Here is a 16,405-nt window from a genome sequence, read left to right on the forward strand (position 1 = left end):
CATGAAACGATTAGCTCTGATTTTGCTGGCGCTGGGGATGAACGTGCAGGCGGCTGCGCTGACCTTAAACGATGCCCGGGCGCAGGGGCGCGTAGGGGAAACCCTAAGCGGCTATCTTGCCCCGATTCAACAGGACGCGGAAACGCTGGCGCTGGTCAATCGTATCAATGCGGCGCGCACGGAAAACTACCAGAAGCTGGCCGACAGCAATAATTTGCCGGTTGATGAAGTGGCCAAAATGGCCGGTCAGAAACTGGTTGCCCGCGCGCAGCCGGGCGAATACGTGAAGGGCATTAACGGAAAATGGCTCAAAAAATAGTTAGCGGTAGCGCCTGCGGTATTCACCCGGCGAGACGCCAAAACGCTGCTTAAACGCCGTAGAAAAATGGCTATGGTCGGTGAACCCCCAGCTGTAGCCAATGCCCGCCAGCTTTTCATCATCACCGGTAGATTGCAGCGCCTGCGCGCAGAGGTCCAGACGACGGTTTTTGATGTACTGCGCCACCACCAGCCCCTTCTCGGCAAACATGCGGTAGAGGCTGCGCACGGACATACCGCTCTCGGCGGCAATCCATTCCGGGCGCAGCGATTCAGACTGAATATGGTCGTCAATCAGCGCCACTACGTGCTGGAACTGGCGCTCCTTGCGCGGCTGAATGATTTCACGCTGCTGGAATGCGGGGCGCAGCAGGCAGATCATCGCTTCGAGCGCCGCTTCGCTCTCCCGATCACTCAGGTCGGCATTGCTCATGCTCTCCATCAGCAGGCGATGGCTCAGCTGTACAGTGGGCAAGGTGCGGGAAAGGGCGGTCGCGCAGCTTATCTCCTGGAAGCGACACTGCTGCTCAATAATCTGACGGGGAACCAGCAGCGAAATCTGGCGGGATTTTTCCCGCCAGTTGATCGAGCAGGGACGCGACGCGTCAATCAGCGTGATATCACCGGTTCTGAGCAGCGCGCGACGGTCATCCTGCTCAATTTCCGCGCTGCCTTCGAGCTGGAACACGGTATAGAACCAGGCATCATTACTCTGAGCGATCTCCTGACGGGAGCGGAACAGGTTTACGCCCCCTGCGGTCACGGTGCTGAGCTTCAGGCTGCGCGCATAGCTGGTCTCCAGCTCGCCGAAGAATTTCCCCCCGGTGGGCTGCGCGTTAAAACGCCCGCAAACCTGGTTAATTTGCGCCAGCCACTGCTGATACTGTTCCTGCTCGCTTGCACACGCCATCGTTTCTCTCACTGCACCGTCAACGTTTTCGCATTGTTGCATTTGTGTTGCATTTTGTCAGAGCTATGAGGCTGACTATAGGAAAGAACACTCACCGGTAACAGCGATATAAGCGGCAATTATCGCGATTTGCGGAGCCTGTCACAGGTGGCAAAGCGAATGTCACAGAGACAAAAGCGAGAACGCAAAACCCCACTTAGACTGGATGAACACCCTGCGAAGAATAACGAAGGAGTATCCTATGTCTGAATCACAGGTGGCCATTCAGCCTGCCGTGCAACAATTTTTAGACCGACAGCATGGCCTGTGGATTGAAGGGCGTCAGGCCGCGTCGGACAGTGAAAAGCGGCTGAGTGTCTTCAACCCGGCCACGGGCGAGGTCATTGCCTCGACTGCCGATGCCAGCGTCGATGACGTTGACCGTGCCGTCATGTCCGGCTGGCGCGCGTTTGTCGCCCGCAGCTGGGCCGGAAAACTGCCGGCGGAGCGCGAGCGGATCCTGCTTCATTTCGCCGATCTGGTTGAACAGCACAGCGAGGAGCTGGCCCAGCTTGAAACGCTGGAGCAGGGCAAATCGATTAACATTTCCCGCATGTTTGAAGTCAGCTGCACCCTGAACTGGATGCGCTATACCGCCGGGTTGACCACCAAAATTACGGGTAAGACCCTCGACCTTTCCATCCCGCTGCCGCAGGGCGCCCGCTATCAGGCGTGGACGCGTAAGGAGCCGGTTGGCGTGGTGGCCGGGATTGTGCCCTGGAACTTCCCGCTGATGATCGGGATGTGGAAAGTGATGCCTGCGCTGGCCGCGGGCTGCTCTATTGTCATCAAGCCGTCGGAGACCACGCCGCTGACCATGCTGCGCGTGGCGGAACTGGCAAGCGAAGCGGGCATTCCGGACGGGGTGTTCAACGTGGTGACCGGGAGCGGCGCGGTGTGCGGCGCAGCGCTGACCTCGCATCCGCATATTGCAAAGGTGAGCTTTACCGGCTCAACGGCGACGGGTAAGCAAATTGCCCGCGCGGCGGCGGATACGCTAACCGGGGTGACTCTGGAACTGGGCGGGAAAAACCCGGCCATCGTATTAAAAGACGCAGACCCGGCGTGGGTGATCGAAGGCCTGATGACCGGCAGCTTCCTGAACCAGGGGCAGGTGTGCGCGGCGAGTTCGCGCATCTACATTGAAGCGCCGCTGTTTGACACGCTGGTCAGCGGGTTTGAGCAGGCGGTGAAATCCCTGAGCGTCGGGCCGGGCATGTCGCCGGAGGCGTTTATCAACCCGCTGGTGTCGCGCGCGCACTGCGACAAGGTGCAGACCTTCCTTGATGAAGCAAAGTCGCGCAGCGCGGAGCTGATCGTCGGTAACCGGGGGCCGGAAGGCAAAGGCTATTACGTTTCGCCTACGCTGGTGGTGAACCCGGATGCCTCACTGCGCCTGACGCGTGAAGAGGTGTTTGGCCCGGTGGTCAACGTGGTACGCGTCGCCGACGGGGAAGAGGCGCTCCAGCTGGCAAACGACAGCGAGTATGGCCTGACGGCCAGCGTCTGGACGCAGAACATCAGCAAGGCGCTGGAGTATACCGACCGGCTGCAGGCGGGCACCGTCTGGGTGAACAGCCATACGCTGATTGACGCCAACCTGCCGTTCGGCGGCATGAAGCAGTCCGGCACCGGACGTGACTTTGGTCCGGACTGGCTGGACGGCTGGTGTGAAACCAAGTCGGTTTGCGTGCGGTATTAAAAAAAAGCCGGGTAAGCGCAGCGCCACCCGGCTTTATTTACAGCGACCACCGATCCCGCCCGGCCTCCTTTGCCCGATACAGCGCCGCATCGGCGCGGGCGATGATTTCGGTGCCCGCTAACCCTTCCGCCATGCTCGCAATCCCCATGCTCACGGTGACACGATCGCTAACGGTTGACGCGCTGTGCGGTATGGACTCCGCGCGAAGGCCGTCCTGAATGCGTAAGGCCACCTTTTCTGCGATGTTTTCCGGACAGTTAAACAGGATCACCACAAACTCCTCGCCGCCGTAGCGTGACACCACATCGTCAGGCGTGCGCACCGACTGCTTCAGCACCCTCGCCACGCGGGTAAGGCAATCGTCACCCGCCTGGTGCCCGTAGGTGTCGTTGTAGCGTTTGAAATAGTCGATATCCAGCATAATCACCGAGAAAGTTTTTTTCTGCTCAACCGCGTTCTCCAGCACCACTTCCATTTTCCGGCGATTGGCGGTTTTGGTTAACGGATCCTGATGCGCCAGCGCGTTCAGCCGTGAAATCAGCAGCTGATTTTGCTGGTTACGTCGCCAGGCCTCGTCAAACCAGCTCAACAGGATAAAACGCCCGCAGACCAGGATCAGCGTAAAGACGCTCCAGATAACGACAAAGTGAAGGTTGAAGCCCCTATTGAGTATCCAGCTCGCGACCAGCAGGGTGATCCAGAGTGGGAACACAAAGGCGAGTAGCCCTGCAGGATAGAAATAGAGGGCGGTTAATCCGGCGAGTAATAGAATCACGCACAGCGGCCAGACGTGGGGCAGCATTAAATGGGTGATAAACCAGTAACAGGATATCGACCAGATGACGCTACAGATAAACAGCACCACGCTGATACCGGCGATGCGCCGCCACGCCATCAGGATCAGCGCAGCAGAAAGGAGAATAATGCCGAGCATCGATGCATCGACCATTTTCGTCAGATGCGGGGACTGGTGGGGATAGAGGGAATCATTGGTTTTAAGCAGGACGTGCCGGAGCAGAATCATCACCGCGAAGCTGATATTGACAAAGGCCAGCCACGGCAGGTTCATCGCCAGCCCGTGCATGACCATAGCATGGCGCGTTGGCCAGGTTGCCCGTTCAAGTGTCGGTTTTTTTCTTTTTTCCATTGACGCTTTTACCCTGTCTGGCTAACACGTGAAGCAGGAAAGGGCGGACGAACCGCCCTTATGCGTGCACCGTTACGGTGTCACAATGTTAAACCAGAAATCAAACTTGTCCATATAGCTAAGCATGGCATCAAGTTTCGCGCTGTCGCCAGTAATTTTAATATTTCCGCCGTCCTGAGCCTGTTTCAGCGTCACCTCCTTGAGGATGATTTTATTCAGGGTGTCACGGTTAAGCGTCAGCGTAGCATCCGCATCTTTTGCTTCCGCGTTCGCCGTGTGGTTCAGCACGCCGTTTTCCAGCTCGAGTTTGTACTTCCCGCCATCGCTGCCCAGATCGATGTTAAACACCGATTTGGCGTCACCCGCTTTTTGTCCGTTGATATGAACAGCCAGATAGTCAAAGAACATCTCTGGCGTCATCGCGCGCACCGTGTCCGGGCTGGCGGTATTCGGCGTTGGCCCTTTCACCACGCCGTTACGTAGCTCCTGCGCACCGGTCAGGTAGAAGTTACGCCACGGACCGGATTCAGCCTGGTAGCCAAGCTGTTCCAACGCATCCGCTTCCAGATTACGTGCCGCCTGGTTGTTCGGATCGGCAAAGACCACTTTGCTCACCACCTGCGCCACCCAGCGGTAGTTCCCCTGGTCGAAGTCGGTTTTTGCCTTGCTCAGGATGGCATCCGCGCCGCCCATATACTCCACGAATTTCTTCGCGCCTTCTTCAGGCGGCAGTTCATCCAGCGTCGCCGGGTTGCCGTCAAACCAGCCCAGATACAGCACATAGGTGGCTTTTACGTCATGGCTCACCGAACCGTAATAGCCGCGGTTGGCCCAGGTATGCGCCAGTGAATTCGGGAGCTTGAAGTTAGCGGCGATTTCGTCGCGCGTCAGCCCTTCGTTCGCCATACGCAGCGTCTGGTCGTTGATGTAACGATAGAGGTCACGCTGGCTTTTCAGCAGCTTGACGACGTTTTCGTTGCCCCAGGTCGGCCAGTGGTGCTGCGCCATGATGATTTCAGCTTTGTCACCCCAGCGCACAATCGCCTGGTTGATGTACTTCGACCACGGCAGCGGCTCGCGGATTTTGGCCCCGCGCAGCGAGTAGGTGTTGTGCAAGGTATGGGTGACGTCCTCAGCTGATTCAATCAGTTTTTTCTCTTCGATATACCAGAGCATTTCCGATGGCGCTTCGGATCCCGGTGCGAGCATAAAATCATAGGTCAGGCCGTCGATAACCTCTTTCTGCCCGTCTTTCTCAATGATGTTCGTCGGGGCAATCAGCGTGACCGTCCCGGCGGAGGTCGTTGTCCCAAGACCGGCACCTACCTGACCTTTGGCATCGGGCTTCAGCAGGTTGCCGTACATATAGCTGGCGCGGCGGCTCATCACGTTGCCCGCCATGATATTCTCGGCAACGGCCGCTTCCATAAACCCGGCTGGCGCGTAGACCTTCACTTTGCCGGACTTCACGTCGGCTTCATCCACCACGCCGCGCACGCCGCCATAGTGGTCAACGTGGCTGTGGGTATAAATAATGGCGACGACAGGCTTCTTGCCGCGATTTTTAAAATAGAGATCCATCCCGACCTTCGCCGTTTCTGCCGACACCAGCGGGTCAACCACGGTAATACCTTCTTTCCCTTCAATGATGGTTATATTTGACAGATCAAGATTTCGGATCTGATATACGCCGTCGGTCACTTCAAACAGGCCGCTAATATTAATCAGCTGAGATTGACGCCATAAGCTGGGATTAACGGAGTCCGGTGATTTATCGCCTTCTTTAATAAACGAATATTGCTGTGGATCCCAGATGATATTCCCTTGTTCCCCTTTGATAATTTCCTGAGGAATCGGCGCAATAAAGCCTTTGTGAGCGTTCGTAAAATCGGTGTTGTCGGAGAAAGGCAGCTGATTAAAGAGGGCATTATTGGCTTGTTGCGTTGCTGCCGTGGCATCCTTCGGGGCTTCTGCGGCATACGCGGAACTGACGGAAATAACAAGTCCAGCCAGAGCAAGACTCCTGACGATCAAATTGAATTTCATCCTAAACCTCTCAGTGATGTATTACGTCGCTTGTGGAAAATTCGCGTCCTGGCTGAAAGTGGTTCAAGAAATGCAATAGGAATAAACGAGGTAGAAATAACTATAATCGGGGAGAGGTATTCAGCAAGAAAATAGATGAAAAACCGGGCATTGCGCCCGGTACGTTATTTATTTCTGTTCGTCTTTCTTCTTCCCGAGCGTTGGCGTCTCGTCGAAGAAGTTCCACGGCTTAAGCAGGGTATGCACCCATTCCGTCGGCATAATCGGCCACTCTTCCGCACGGGCGACGTGGGTGGTGCCGGTGGTCATCCAGACCACGTCGTCCTGATCGTTCAGCGACTCGTTATCCTTGCTGTACTGTCCCAGGCCCGTGTCGTGGATGGAGCGATTCGGGAATTTCCCTTCCGGGTAGAGCTCATCCGGATGGTAACGGGTCACCCACAGCTGTTTGTCCATAAAGCTCAGGCGATGATAAATCCACTCGTCCGGGGCAAATTTCGCGCCGGTCGCCACCGGGTGCGTACCGCCCGCGTAAGGGATAATCTGGTACGAAACCGGGTTGCCCATGCGGTTCTCTTTACTGGTGTTGCTCAGCAGCCGAATGGTGCCCGGGTCGAACTTCTGCGCCGCCTGCTGCTCGGTATCAATATCGTACTGATTGATTTGCATGGTGCTGGTGCGCGGGCCCCCGGCGGTATTCGGCTTCACTTCCGGGTCCATCGCCACCAGCTTGTTGTTGATGCCGTCCACGTCCATATCAAGACGGAAGTTGTAGATGTGCTGGTGCGTGGTGCCCACGATGTTATGGTCGATCAGCGTGCCGTATTTGGTGTCGTCTTTGGCGGTGGCGTCGTGCATGGTTTTCGCCTGCACGCCTTTCACCGCTTCGATACCCGTTGCACCGGCATCAATGCCGATGGTGCCATTTTCATGGAACACCCAGTCGAAGATGTAATCGTAGTTGCCCACGGTACTCACCCAGCGCACCACCAGTTCGCGGCGCTCGGTGCTGACGTTTGGCTGACCCATCTCCTGATGTTTGTATTCCGGCCCGGCGTAGCGTTCGAAAATGGCGATCGCGCGCGGGATCTCCATCGGCGCGCCGGTGTAATCCGGTATTGTTTCATTGAGCATCACCGCATTGGACGGCACGTCTTTACCGCGCACCAGCGGTGAGGTCAGGGTGCCCATACCGTAGTCGCCGGAGTCGAGATAGGCTTTAAAGTACCAGCCCACGTCCGGATCGCCGTAAGGGACGATCATGCCGCCGAGTGACCCCTGATACATCACCTGGCGCTTTTTGCCGTTATCGTTATAGGTGACGGTTGAAATCATCGGACCGACGCGGGAGTCCAGGCTCAGGTGGAAATCCCAGTTCTGCCAGTGCACCATATCCCCGGTGATGGTGTAGTTCTTGCCTTCTGGTTCAATGATGTCGAGCGGTTTTTTCGCCGTCTCTACGCGGTCGCGGCCATCATAGGGACGCGGGGTCATGGGAACCGGAACAACGGCGCCTTCTTCAATCTTCTGGATCTTTTTCTGCTCAAGATCGACAACCGCGACCAGGTTTTCAATCGGGTGCGCCCAGTAGTTGCCGTCGCCCACGTCCAGATAGCTCACCACCTTCAGCAGGCGATCTTCCTGCTTCAGGCCGTCTTTACCGTCGAAATAGCCGACGGTCAGCGGCGTGGTAATCACTTTTTTCGGGTCGGTGATGCCGTGTTTTTTAAGCACCTCGGCGAACTCTGAACTCTCGTTGATAATCTGCTGCACCGCGGTGAAGTCATCCAGCAGTACCATGCCGTGCGCATCTTTTACCGGCTCCCAGCGCAGGATTTTTTTATCCTTCAGGTCGACCACGCTTTCGATAACGTGCTTGCCATCGAGCATGACGATCTTCGCCTGACGCGGGGCATCCACCGCCGTACCGTTGAGCACAAAGTCCCACACTTTGGCTTTTTCCGGCTCTGCCAGGGCGATCTGGGTGAAGCGGGTATTCGGCTTAAAATCCGCCGAGTCTTTCACAATCTCAACGGCCTGCTTAATTTCGTCCGCCGTCAGCGCGTTTAACGGGTGAGGGCGTTTTTCAACCTGGAAGGTCTGGTCAAGGCCGGACTGGAAAACATCGTTGATGAAGCTCTCAGAGATAAAGGCTTTCTTGCCTTTCATCACCACCGGCACCTCAAGCTTGAGGGTTTTACCGTTGACGATGGCGGTTTTTGCGCCCGGTTTGACCTTCACAAAGGCGCCGTCTTTCGCAATGGTGAACATCTGTGCGTAATCATCCCACTGAACGTCCGCGCCAAAGTCCTGCAGCGTTTTGTCCATTGGGACCATATGCGCCTCACTGCCGTGGGCGAAAACAGGGGATTGCCAGGCGCAACACAGCGCAACGGCCATGGCCAGCGCCGTTCTACGGGCAGAAAAAGAAGAATTGGTTCCCATCGTAGACCTCATCTTGTTGTGATTATTGTGTTGTGACAGCCTTATCCTGACAGGCCCATGAGAAAAGCGTTTGCCTGCATCTGCCAGATTATTTGTCAGCCTTGCCAGGTTAAAAAAAGAGCGGGGATAAATCACATGCCGGGCCATTTCCTCTCCCCACAAATGATGTCAGCACAGACGACCCCTCTCCCTTGAGGGAGAGGGCTGGGGTGAGGGGGAACATACGGCTGTGGCAGTTATTCCGTTCACTTTATGTTGAGGGCCTTGCTGAAGGCCCCCAGTGAATCTGTAAGCAGCGTAAAATTACCGGGAGCCACCAGCCATTGTGGTAAAGGGAAAGGGACGTTAGCTGAAATCGCCCTGCTGGCGCGCCACCAACGTCAGGATGGAGTAGAGCGCCACGGCCTGCTGGTGCTGGTTGAAGATCTCAACCGCCCATTCCACCACGCCGGTCGGTTTTTCCTCGGCGGTACGCTGTTTCTTCAGCGTTTTACGCTTGCAGGTCAGGCGCACCTGAATGGTATCGCCCGGTTTAACCGGCTCGATAAAGCGCAGGTTCTCCATGCCGTAGTTAGCAATAACCGGCCCGACGCCCGCGTCAACAAACAGTCCCGCCGCGGCGGAGATCAGGAAGTAGCCGTGCACCACACGCTCGCCGAAGATCGACTCTGCCGCGCCGATCTTGTCCATATGGGCGTAGAAGTGATCCCCGCTCAGGCAGGCAAAGTTCACAATGTCCGCTTCCGTGAGGGTGCGGCGCGGCGTCAGCAGGCTGTCGCCCGGCTGCAGCTCCTCAAAGTATTTGCGGAACGGATGCACGCGGTCTTCCTGCACCGCTGCGCCACGCACCCACTGCTTGCCAATGGCCGCCAGCATCGTCGGACTGCCCTGGATCGCGGTGCGTTGCAGGTAGTGCTTCACCGCACGCAGGCCGCCCAGCTCTTCGCCGCCGCCCGCGCGGCCCGGGCCGCCGTGTACCAGCTGCGGCAGCGGGGAGCCGTGGCCGGTAGACTCTTTTGATGATTCCTCGTTAAGGATCTGAATACGCCCGTGAGCGCGCGCCGCGCCGATAATAAACTGGCGGGCAATGGCCTGGTCTGCGGTGACCAGCGTGCCCGCCAGGCTGCCGCCGCCCGCGCGGGCTAGCTGCATTGCGTGGCGCGCGTCGCGATACGGCATCAGCGTCGCAACCGGGCCAAAGGCTTCGGTTGAGTGCACCGCCGGGGTTTCATCCGGCTGCGGGCAGAACAGCAGGGTCGGTGGGAAGAACGCCCCCGCGGCCTGCAAATCCGCTTTGCCGCCCAGACGGATCTGGCAGCCAGCGGCGATCAGCTGCTCCACTTTCTCCTGCACGTCCGCGCGCTGTTCGGCGTTGACCAGCGCCCCCATCTTCACCCCTTCCTGCGCCGGGTCGCCCACCACCACTTTTTCCAGGCGGGCAATCAGCGCCTGGCTCACCGCGTCAATCTGGATTTGCGGGACGATAATCCGGCGAATGGCCGTACATTTTTGCCCGGCTTTAGCGGTCATCTCGCGGACCACTTCCCGGACGAACAGGGCAAACTCCGGCTGGTCTGGCGTAACGTCTTCCCCCAGTACGCAGCAGTTCAGGGAGTCGGCCTCCATGGTGAACGGAATCGAATTCGCCACGATATTCGGGTGCACGCGCAGGCTTTGCCCGGTGCTGGCGGAGCCGGTAAAGGTCACGACGTCCTGGCTGTCGAGCTGGTCGAGCAGATCCCCCGCGCCGCCGCAGATCAGGCTGATGGCACCTTCCGGCACCAGCCCGCTGTCGACGATGGATTTCACCATCGCCTGCGTCACCTGTGCGGTCGCGGTAGCGGGTTTGATGATGGCGGGCATGCCGGCAAGCCAGGTCGGCGCCAGCTTTTCCAGCATCCCCCAGCAGGGGAAGTTAAAGGCGTTTATGTGCACCGCTACCCCGGATTTGGAGGTCAGGACGTGGCGCGCGGCAAAGCCGCCTTCTTTTGACAGCGGGATTAACTCATCTTCCGGCCACAGGGTGTCATCCGGCAGCTCGCGGCTGCCCAGGCTGGCGTAAGTGAAGAGGGTGCCGATCCCCCCTTCAATATCCACCCAGCTGTCCGCCTTCGTCGCCCCGGTCTGGGCGGACAGGGCATAAAACGTCTCTTTCTCGCTAAGCAGGTGCTTTGCCACCGCCTTCAGCATGGCAGCACGTTCGATAAAGGTCATCTCGTGAAGCGCTTCCCGGCCGCGCTCAATCGCATAGCGACGGGCGGCCGCCATGTCCAGCCCTTCGCTGGTCACGCTCCACAGGGCTTCGCCACTGATGGCGTGATGAATAGTGCGCTCGCGGCCCCGGCCAGACTGCCAGGTACCGGATAAGAAGCTGGCTAACTGCTGCATCGCTTATCTCCAAATGTTACGTGATTTACTCATTAATAGTTTGATAGTGAATCATAAAAATCAAGCTTGGTTTTTAATGAATTGTTAACATTGTGATCTGGTTGGATGAATCTCATCGCGTAAAGGCGCTTTCTGAAAGGCCTGGCGCAAAAGTCTTGCGAGCGGCATCACAAAACCAGGAAACAATTCTTGGGGTTATATTTAACCTGTGTGTAACTTTTAAAAAACAAAGTGATTCAACATTACGCCTTAATTTGCAAAATAACGAATCATAAAGGTGATGACGTGACGCAAGAACAACGGTTTGAGCAGTGCATAGCGCAGGAGACGGCGATTGAGCCTCAGGACTGGATGCCTGACGCCTACCGTAAGACGTTGATCCGTCAGATTGGTCAGCATGCGCACTCCGAAATTGTCGGCATGCTGCCGGAGGGGAACTGGATCGCCCGCGCGCCGACGCTGCGCCGAAAAGCGATCCTGCTGGCGAAGGTGCAGGACGAAGCCGGACATGGGCTTTACCTCTACAGCGCGGCGGAAACGCTGGGCTGCGCGCGGGAGGACATCTACCAGAAGATGCTCGACGGCAGGATGAAATACTCCTCCATCTTCAACTATCCGACCCTGAGCTGGGCCGATATCGGCGTGATTGGCTGGCTGGTGGACGGCGCCGCTATCGTCAACCAGGTGGCGCTGTGCCGGACCTCCTACGGTCCGTATGCCCGCGCGATGGTGAAAATCTGTAAAGAAGAGAGCTTTCACCAGCGTCAGGGCTTTGAGGCCTGCATGGCGCTGGCGCAGGGCAGTGAGGCCCAGCGTCAGATGCTGCAGGACGCCATCAACCGCTTCTGGTGGCCGGCGCTGATGATGTTCGGGCCGAACGACGATAACTCGCCGAACAGCGCCCGGAGCCTGGCGTGGAAAATCAAACGCTTCGGCAACGACGAACTTCGCCAGCGCTTTGTCGACAACACGGTGCCGCAGGTGGAGATGCTGGGCATGACGGTGCCGGATCCCGACCTGCGATTTGATGAAGAGAGCGGTCATTATCGCTTCGGCGAGATCGACTGGCATGAGTTTGACGAGGTCATTAGCGGGCGCGGCATCTGCAACCACGAGCGCCTGGCCGCCAAACGTAAAGCCTGGGAAGAGGGGGCGTGGGTGCGCGAAGCCGCACTGGCACACGCGGAAAAACAGCGCGCCCGTCAGGCCGCATAAAGAGGAAATAACCATGAGCAACGTCTACTGGCCGCTCTATGAAGTGTTCGTACGCAGCAAACAGGGGTTATCCCACCGTCACGTGGGCAGTCTGCATGCCGCCGACGATCGCATGGCGCTGGAAAATGCGCGTGATGCCTACACCCGCCGCAGCGAAGGGTGTTCTATCTGGGTGGTTAAGGCGAGCGAGATTGTCGCCTCCCAGCCAGAAGATAGCGGTGAGTTCTTCGACCCGGCGGAAAGCAAGGTTTACCGCCACCCGACGTTCTACACCATCCCCGACGGCATCGAGCATATGTGAGGCAAAGAATGAATTCAGTGACTGCCTATGCCCTGCGTCTGGGCGACAACGGTCTGGTGCTTTCCCAGCGTCTCGGCGCCTGGTGCGGCCACGCGCCGGAGCTGGAAATCGACCTCGCGCTCGCCAATATCGGTCTCGACCTGCTGGGCCAGGCGCGCAATTTCCTGACCTATGCCGCGGAGCGGGAAGGCCAGGGCGATGAAGACACGCTGGCGTTTGGCCGCGACGAGCGCCAGTTCCGCAACGTCCTGCTGGTGGAGCAGCCGAACGGCAGCTTCGCCGACACCCTTGCCCGCCAGTACCTGATGGATGCCTGGAACGTGGCGCTGTACGAACGCCTGACCCACAGCCGCGACGGCCAGCTTGCCGCCATCGCCGCCAAAGCGATTAAAGAGGCGCGCTACCACCTGCGCTTCAGCCGCGGCTGGCTGGTGCGTCTGGGCGACGGGACCGAAACGTCCGCGCAAAAAATGCAGCAGGCCATCGACAGCCTGTGGCGCTTTACGGCCGAGCTGTTTGAAGCTGATGACGTCGAACGGGAGCTGATTGAGTCCGGCGTGGCGGTTGACCCGCGCCTCCTGCGCCAGCCGTGGGAAAGTGAAGTGTATGCCGGTCTGAATGAAGCCTGCCTGCAGGTGCCCGCAGAGGTGGCGTACCGCACCGGGGGCAAGCAGGGGCTGCATACCGAACATCTGGGCCCGATGCTGGCGGAAATGCAGTATCTCCAGCGCGCGTATCCCGGTCAGCAGTGGTAAAGGAGAACGCTATGCAACGCCTCGTCGACATCGCGCCCGCGCAAATCCCGCAGATCTGGTCGCTGCTAAGCCAGATCCCGGACCCGGAAGTGCCGGTGTTAACCATCACCGATTTAGGCATGGTGCGCAGCGTGAAGGTGCAGGGGGAAGGTTGGGTCATTGGCTTCACGCCAACCTACTCGGGCTGCCCGGCAACGGAACACCTGCTGGGGGCGATCCGCGACGCGATGACAGCCCACGGCTTCACCCCGGTGCACATTGTGCTCCAGCTTGAACCCGCCTGGACCACCGACTGGATGACCGCCGACGCGCGCGAGCGCCTGCGGGCGTACGGCATCAGCCCGCCCGTGGGGCATAGCTGCCACGCGCACGCGCCTGTGGAGGTGAGCTGCCCGCGCTGCGCCAGCACCGACACCTCGCTTATCAGTGAATTTGGTTCGACGGCCTGCAAAGCGCTCTACCGCTGCAACACCTGCCGCGAGCCCTTCGACTATTTCAAATGTATTTGAGGCTGCCATGACAACGTTTCATTCATTAACAGTGGCAAAAGTGGAACCCGAAACCCGCGACGCGGTGACGATTACCTTCGCCGTGCCAAACGATTTGCAGGACGCCTACCGCTTCCGCCCCGGCCAGCACCTGACGTTAAAAACGAAGCTCGACGGGGACGAGCTGCGCCGCTGCTACTCCATCTGCCGGAGTATCGCCCCGGGCGAAATCAGCGTGGCGGTCAAAGCCATCGACGGAGGGCGCTTTTCCCGCTATGCGCGGGATGAGATCAAAGCGGGCATGGCTCTGGAGGTGATGGTGCCTCAGGGGCAGTTTGGCTACCAGCCGCGGGCAGAGCGCGAGGGGCACTATCTGGCGATTGCGGCAGGCTCCGGGATCACCCCGATGCTGGCGATTATCTCCGCGACGCTTGCGACCGAACCCAACAGCCATTTCACCCTAATTTACGGCAACCGCAGCAGCCAGAGCATGATGTTCCGCCAGGCGCTGGCGGACCTGAAGGACAAATATCCGCAGCGGCTGCAGCTGGTCTCCATCTTCAGCCAGGAGCGGCTGGACAGCGATCTGCTTTATGGCCGCATCGACGGAGAAAAGCTGCAGGCGCTGGCGAAAACCCTGATCAACTTCCGCCAGTACGACGAGGCGTTTATCTGCGGCCCGTCGGCGATGATGGACGACGCCGAAGCGACGCTGAAGGCGCTGGGGATGCCGGACAAATCCATTCACCTTGAGCGCTTTAACACCCCGGGGACCACCGCTAAACGCGCGGTGCACGTCCAGGCGGAAGGACAGAAAGTGACCGTGCGCCAGGACGGGCGCGACCGCGAAATCACCCTGACGGCGGACGACGAAAGCATCCTGGATGCCGCCCTGCGTCAGGGGGCGGATCTTCCGTATGCCTGCAAGGGCGGCGTGTGCGCCACCTGTAAATGCAAAGTGCTGCGCGGGAAGGTGGACATGGCGACGAACTACAGCCTGGAGCCGGACGAGCTGGCCGCCGGATACGTGCTGAGCTGCCAGTCGCTGCCGTTAACCGCCGACGTGATCGTCGACTTCGACGCGAAGGGGATGGCATGAGCGAACTGATTGTTACCCGTCATGGCCGCGTGCTGCAGCTGACGCTGAACCGTCCGGCGGCGCGCAACGCCCTCAATAACGCGCTGTTAACCCAGATTGCCGAGCAGCTTGAGGCCGCCGCCGTGGATGCCGACATCGCCGTCTGCGTGATTTACGGCAGCGAGCGCTGCTTTGCCGCCGGGGCCGATCTCAGTGAAATGGCGGAGAAAGACCTGCCTGCCACCCTGAACGATATTCGCCCGCGGCTGTGGGCGCGGATTAACGCGTTTCCTAAACCGCTGATTGCCGCCGTGAACGGCTTCGCGCTGGGCGCAGGCTGCGAGCTGGCGCTGCTGTGCGACGTGGTGATTGCCGGTGACAACGCCCGCTTTGGCCTGCCGGAAATTACGCTGGGCATTATGCCCGGCGCGGGCGGCACCCAGCGCCTTATCCGCAGCGTCGGGAAATCGCTGGCCAGCAAAATGGTGCTGACCGGCGAGAGCATTTCCGCCGCGCAGGCGCTGAGCGCCGGGCTGGTAAGCGACGTTTTCCCGCCAGCGCTGACGCTGGAGTATGCCCTGAAGCAGGCGGCGCTGATGGCGCGCCACTCTCCGCTGGCGCTGCAGGCGGCGAAACAGGCGCTGCGTCAGTCTCAGGAGGTGCCGCTCCAGGCCGGACTCGCCCAGGAGCGCCAGCTGTTTACGCTGCTTTCTGCCACAGAGGATCGCCGGGAGGGCATCGACGCCTTCTTACAAAAACGCACCCCCGACTTTAAAGGATGCTAATTGTGGAATTTATTCTCAGTCATGTTGAGCAGGGCGTAATGACCATTACGCTGAACCGTCCGGAGCGTCTGAACAGCTTTAACGACGTGATGCACCAGCAGCTTGCCGAGTGCCTGAAACAGGCCGAGCGCGATGACACTATCCGCTGCCTGCTGATCACCGGGGCAGGACGCGGATTTTGCGCCGGTCAGGATCTGAACGACCGCAACGTCGACCCCAACGGCCCGGCGCCGGATCTGGGGATGTCCGTTGAAACCTTCTATAACCCGCTGGTGCGCCGCCTGGCAAAGCTGCCGAAGCCGGTGATTTGTGCGGTTAACGGCGTAGCGGCCGGCGCGGGGGCCACGCTGGCGCTCGGCTGCGACATGGTCATTGCCGCCCGTTCCGCCAGCTTCGTGATGGCCTTCAGCAAGCTCGGCCTGGTGCCGGACTGCGGCGGCACCTGGCTGCTGCCGCGCGTGGCCGGACGCGCCCGCGCCATGGGGCTGGCGCTGCTCGGCGATAAGCTCAGCGCCGAACAGGCGCAGGCGTGGGGGATGATCTGGCAGGTGGTGGATGACGAACAGCTCTCCACTACCGCGCAGCAGATGGCGCTGCACTTTGCGTCTCAACCGACCTTCGGGCTGGGGCTGATCAAGAAGGCGATCAATGCCGCAGAAACCAACACCCTGGACGCCCAGCTCGATCTGGAGCGCGACTACCAGCGCCTGGCCGGGCGCAGCGACGATTACCGCGAGGGCGTCAGCGCCTTCCTGGCGAAGCGCGCGCCGAACTTTACGGGGAAATAA

Annotated in this window: 14 protein-coding genes; 9 read left to right on the top strand and 5 right to left on the bottom strand. The window is 59.1% G+C overall.

Annotated elements, in window-relative coordinates; genetic code table 11:
* The first annotated feature begins 1 nt into the window (after position 1).
* On the top strand, positions 2-319 hold the full coding sequence (locus F0320_RS10000) for a YdbL family protein (RefSeq protein ID WP_028017556.1): 318 nt from the start codon (positions 2-4) through the stop codon (positions 317-319).
* Here F0320_RS10000 and feaR read toward each other — a convergent pair whose 3' ends face one another.
* Positions 320-1,228 (bottom strand): transcriptional regulator FeaR, encoded by a 909-nt coding sequence (gene feaR, locus F0320_RS10005; protein WP_033145415.1) that lies wholly within the window; start codon positions 1,226-1,228, stop codon positions 320-322.
* A gap of 241 nt (positions 1,229-1,469) precedes the next feature.
* Between feaR and F0320_RS10010 the strand changes: the two genes are divergently transcribed.
* A complete protein-coding gene (locus F0320_RS10010; protein WP_126328431.1) occupies positions 1,470-2,969 on the top strand; it encodes an aldehyde dehydrogenase family protein in 1,500 nt (499 codons plus the stop codon).
* A gap of 37 nt (positions 2,970-3,006) precedes the next feature.
* On the opposite strand, the gene F0320_RS10015 is transcribed toward F0320_RS10010, so the two are convergent.
* The 4 genes from F0320_RS10015 to paaZ all read right to left on the bottom strand — a co-directional run bounded on the left by F0320_RS10015 (position 3,007) and on the right by paaZ (position 10,995).
* Complete coding sequence (locus tag F0320_RS10015) at positions 3,007-4,116, bottom strand: GGDEF domain-containing protein (RefSeq protein ID WP_126328432.1); 1,110 nt, start codon at positions 4,114-4,116, stop codon at positions 3,007-3,009.
* A gap of 72 nt (positions 4,117-4,188) precedes the next feature.
* Positions 4,189-6,162 (bottom strand): alkyl/aryl-sulfatase, encoded by a 1,974-nt coding sequence (locus F0320_RS10020; protein WP_126328433.1) that lies wholly within the window; start codon positions 6,160-6,162, stop codon positions 4,189-4,191.
* A 168-nt stretch (positions 6,163-6,330) separates the two neighbouring features.
* Positions 6,331-8,607, bottom strand: a complete 2,277-nt coding sequence (gene tynA, locus F0320_RS10025; protein WP_126328434.1) for a primary-amine oxidase — start codon at positions 8,605-8,607, stop codon at positions 6,331-6,333.
* A 345-nt stretch (positions 8,608-8,952) separates the two neighbouring features.
* A complete protein-coding gene (paaZ, locus tag F0320_RS10030; RefSeq protein ID WP_126328435.1) occupies positions 8,953-10,995 on the bottom strand; it encodes a phenylacetic acid degradation bifunctional protein PaaZ in 2,043 nt (680 codons plus the stop codon).
* Positions 10,996-11,280: 285 nt separating this feature from the next.
* Between paaZ and paaA the strand changes: the two genes are divergently transcribed.
* From paaA to paaG, 7 genes are read left to right on the top strand one after another with little or no spacing between them, the layout of a single operon-like run.
* Complete coding sequence (gene paaA / locus F0320_RS10035) at positions 11,281-12,210, top strand: 1,2-phenylacetyl-CoA epoxidase subunit PaaA (RefSeq protein ID WP_233443214.1); 930 nt, start codon at positions 11,281-11,283, stop codon at positions 12,208-12,210.
* Between the two features lie 13 nt (positions 12,211-12,223).
* Positions 12,224-12,511: a 1,2-phenylacetyl-CoA epoxidase subunit PaaB gene (gene paaB / locus F0320_RS10040; RefSeq protein ID WP_050736745.1), complete on the top strand. Its 288-nt coding sequence runs from the start codon at positions 12,224-12,226 to the stop codon at positions 12,509-12,511.
* An 8-nt stretch (positions 12,512-12,519) separates the two neighbouring features.
* Positions 12,520-13,266: a 1,2-phenylacetyl-CoA epoxidase subunit PaaC gene (gene paaC, locus F0320_RS10045; RefSeq protein WP_126328436.1), complete on the top strand. Its 747-nt coding sequence runs from the start codon at positions 12,520-12,522 to the stop codon at positions 13,264-13,266.
* 11 nt (positions 13,267-13,277) lie between these two features.
* Entirely contained in the window at positions 13,278-13,775 is a 498-nt protein-coding gene (gene paaD, locus F0320_RS10050; protein WP_126328437.1) for a 1,2-phenylacetyl-CoA epoxidase subunit PaaD, read from the top strand.
* A 7-nt stretch (positions 13,776-13,782) separates the two neighbouring features.
* Positions 13,783-14,853, top strand: a complete 1,071-nt coding sequence (gene paaE, locus F0320_RS10055; RefSeq protein WP_126328438.1) for a 1,2-phenylacetyl-CoA epoxidase subunit PaaE — start codon at positions 13,783-13,785, stop codon at positions 14,851-14,853.
* On the top strand, positions 14,850-15,617 hold the full coding sequence (gene paaF, locus F0320_RS10060) for a 2,3-dehydroadipyl-CoA hydratase PaaF (protein WP_149323760.1): 768 nt from the start codon (positions 14,850-14,852) through the stop codon (positions 15,615-15,617). The genes paaE and paaF overlap by 4 nt, the downstream gene beginning before the upstream one ends.
* Positions 15,617-16,405 carry a 2-(1,2-epoxy-1,2-dihydrophenyl)acetyl-CoA isomerase PaaG gene (paaG, locus tag F0320_RS10065; protein WP_126328439.1) on the top strand — a complete coding sequence of 263 codons (789 nt, stop codon included), beginning with the start codon at positions 15,617-15,619 and terminating at the stop codon, positions 16,403-16,405. The genes paaF and paaG overlap by 1 nt, the downstream gene beginning before the upstream one ends.

Origin of the sequence: Enterobacter dykesii (assembly GCF_008364625.2) — a bacterium.
In the GTDB taxonomy this organism is placed as follows: Bacteria; Pseudomonadota; Gammaproteobacteria; order Enterobacterales; family Enterobacteriaceae; genus Enterobacter; species Enterobacter dykesii.

Bases quoted from the DNA above. Each gene is read 5' to 3' on its own strand.
- F0320_RS10000 (WP_028017556.1), top strand. From the start codon at position 2: ATGAAACGATTAGCTCTGATTTTGCTGGCGCTGGGGATGAACGTGCAG.
- feaR (WP_033145415.1), bottom strand. From the start codon at position 1,228: ATGGCGTGTGCAAGCGAGCAGGAACAGTATCAGCAGTGGCTGGCGCAA.
- F0320_RS10010 (WP_126328431.1), top strand. From the start codon at position 1,470: ATGTCTGAATCACAGGTGGCCATTCAGCCTGCCGTGCAACAATTTTTA.
- F0320_RS10015 (WP_126328432.1), bottom strand. From the start codon at position 4,116: ATGGAAAAAAGAAAAAAACCGACACTTGAACGGGCAACCTGGCCAACG.
- F0320_RS10020 (WP_126328433.1), bottom strand. From the start codon at position 6,162: ATGAAATTCAATTTGATCGTCAGGAGTCTTGCTCTGGCTGGACTTGTT.
- tynA (WP_126328434.1), bottom strand. From the start codon at position 8,607: ATGGGAACCAATTCTTCTTTTTCTGCCCGTAGAACGGCGCTGGCCATG.
- paaZ (WP_126328435.1), bottom strand. From the start codon at position 10,995: ATGCAGCAGTTAGCCAGCTTCTTATCCGGTACCTGGCAGTCTGGCCGG.
- paaB (WP_050736745.1), top strand. From the start codon at position 12,224: ATGAGCAACGTCTACTGGCCGCTCTATGAAGTGTTCGTACGCAGCAAA.
- paaC (WP_126328436.1), top strand. From the start codon at position 12,520: ATGAATTCAGTGACTGCCTATGCCCTGCGTCTGGGCGACAACGGTCTG.
- paaD (WP_126328437.1), top strand. From the start codon at position 13,278: ATGCAACGCCTCGTCGACATCGCGCCCGCGCAAATCCCGCAGATCTGG.
- paaE (WP_126328438.1), top strand. From the start codon at position 13,783: ATGACAACGTTTCATTCATTAACAGTGGCAAAAGTGGAACCCGAAACC.
- paaF (WP_149323760.1), top strand. From the start codon at position 14,850: ATGAGCGAACTGATTGTTACCCGTCATGGCCGCGTGCTGCAGCTGACG.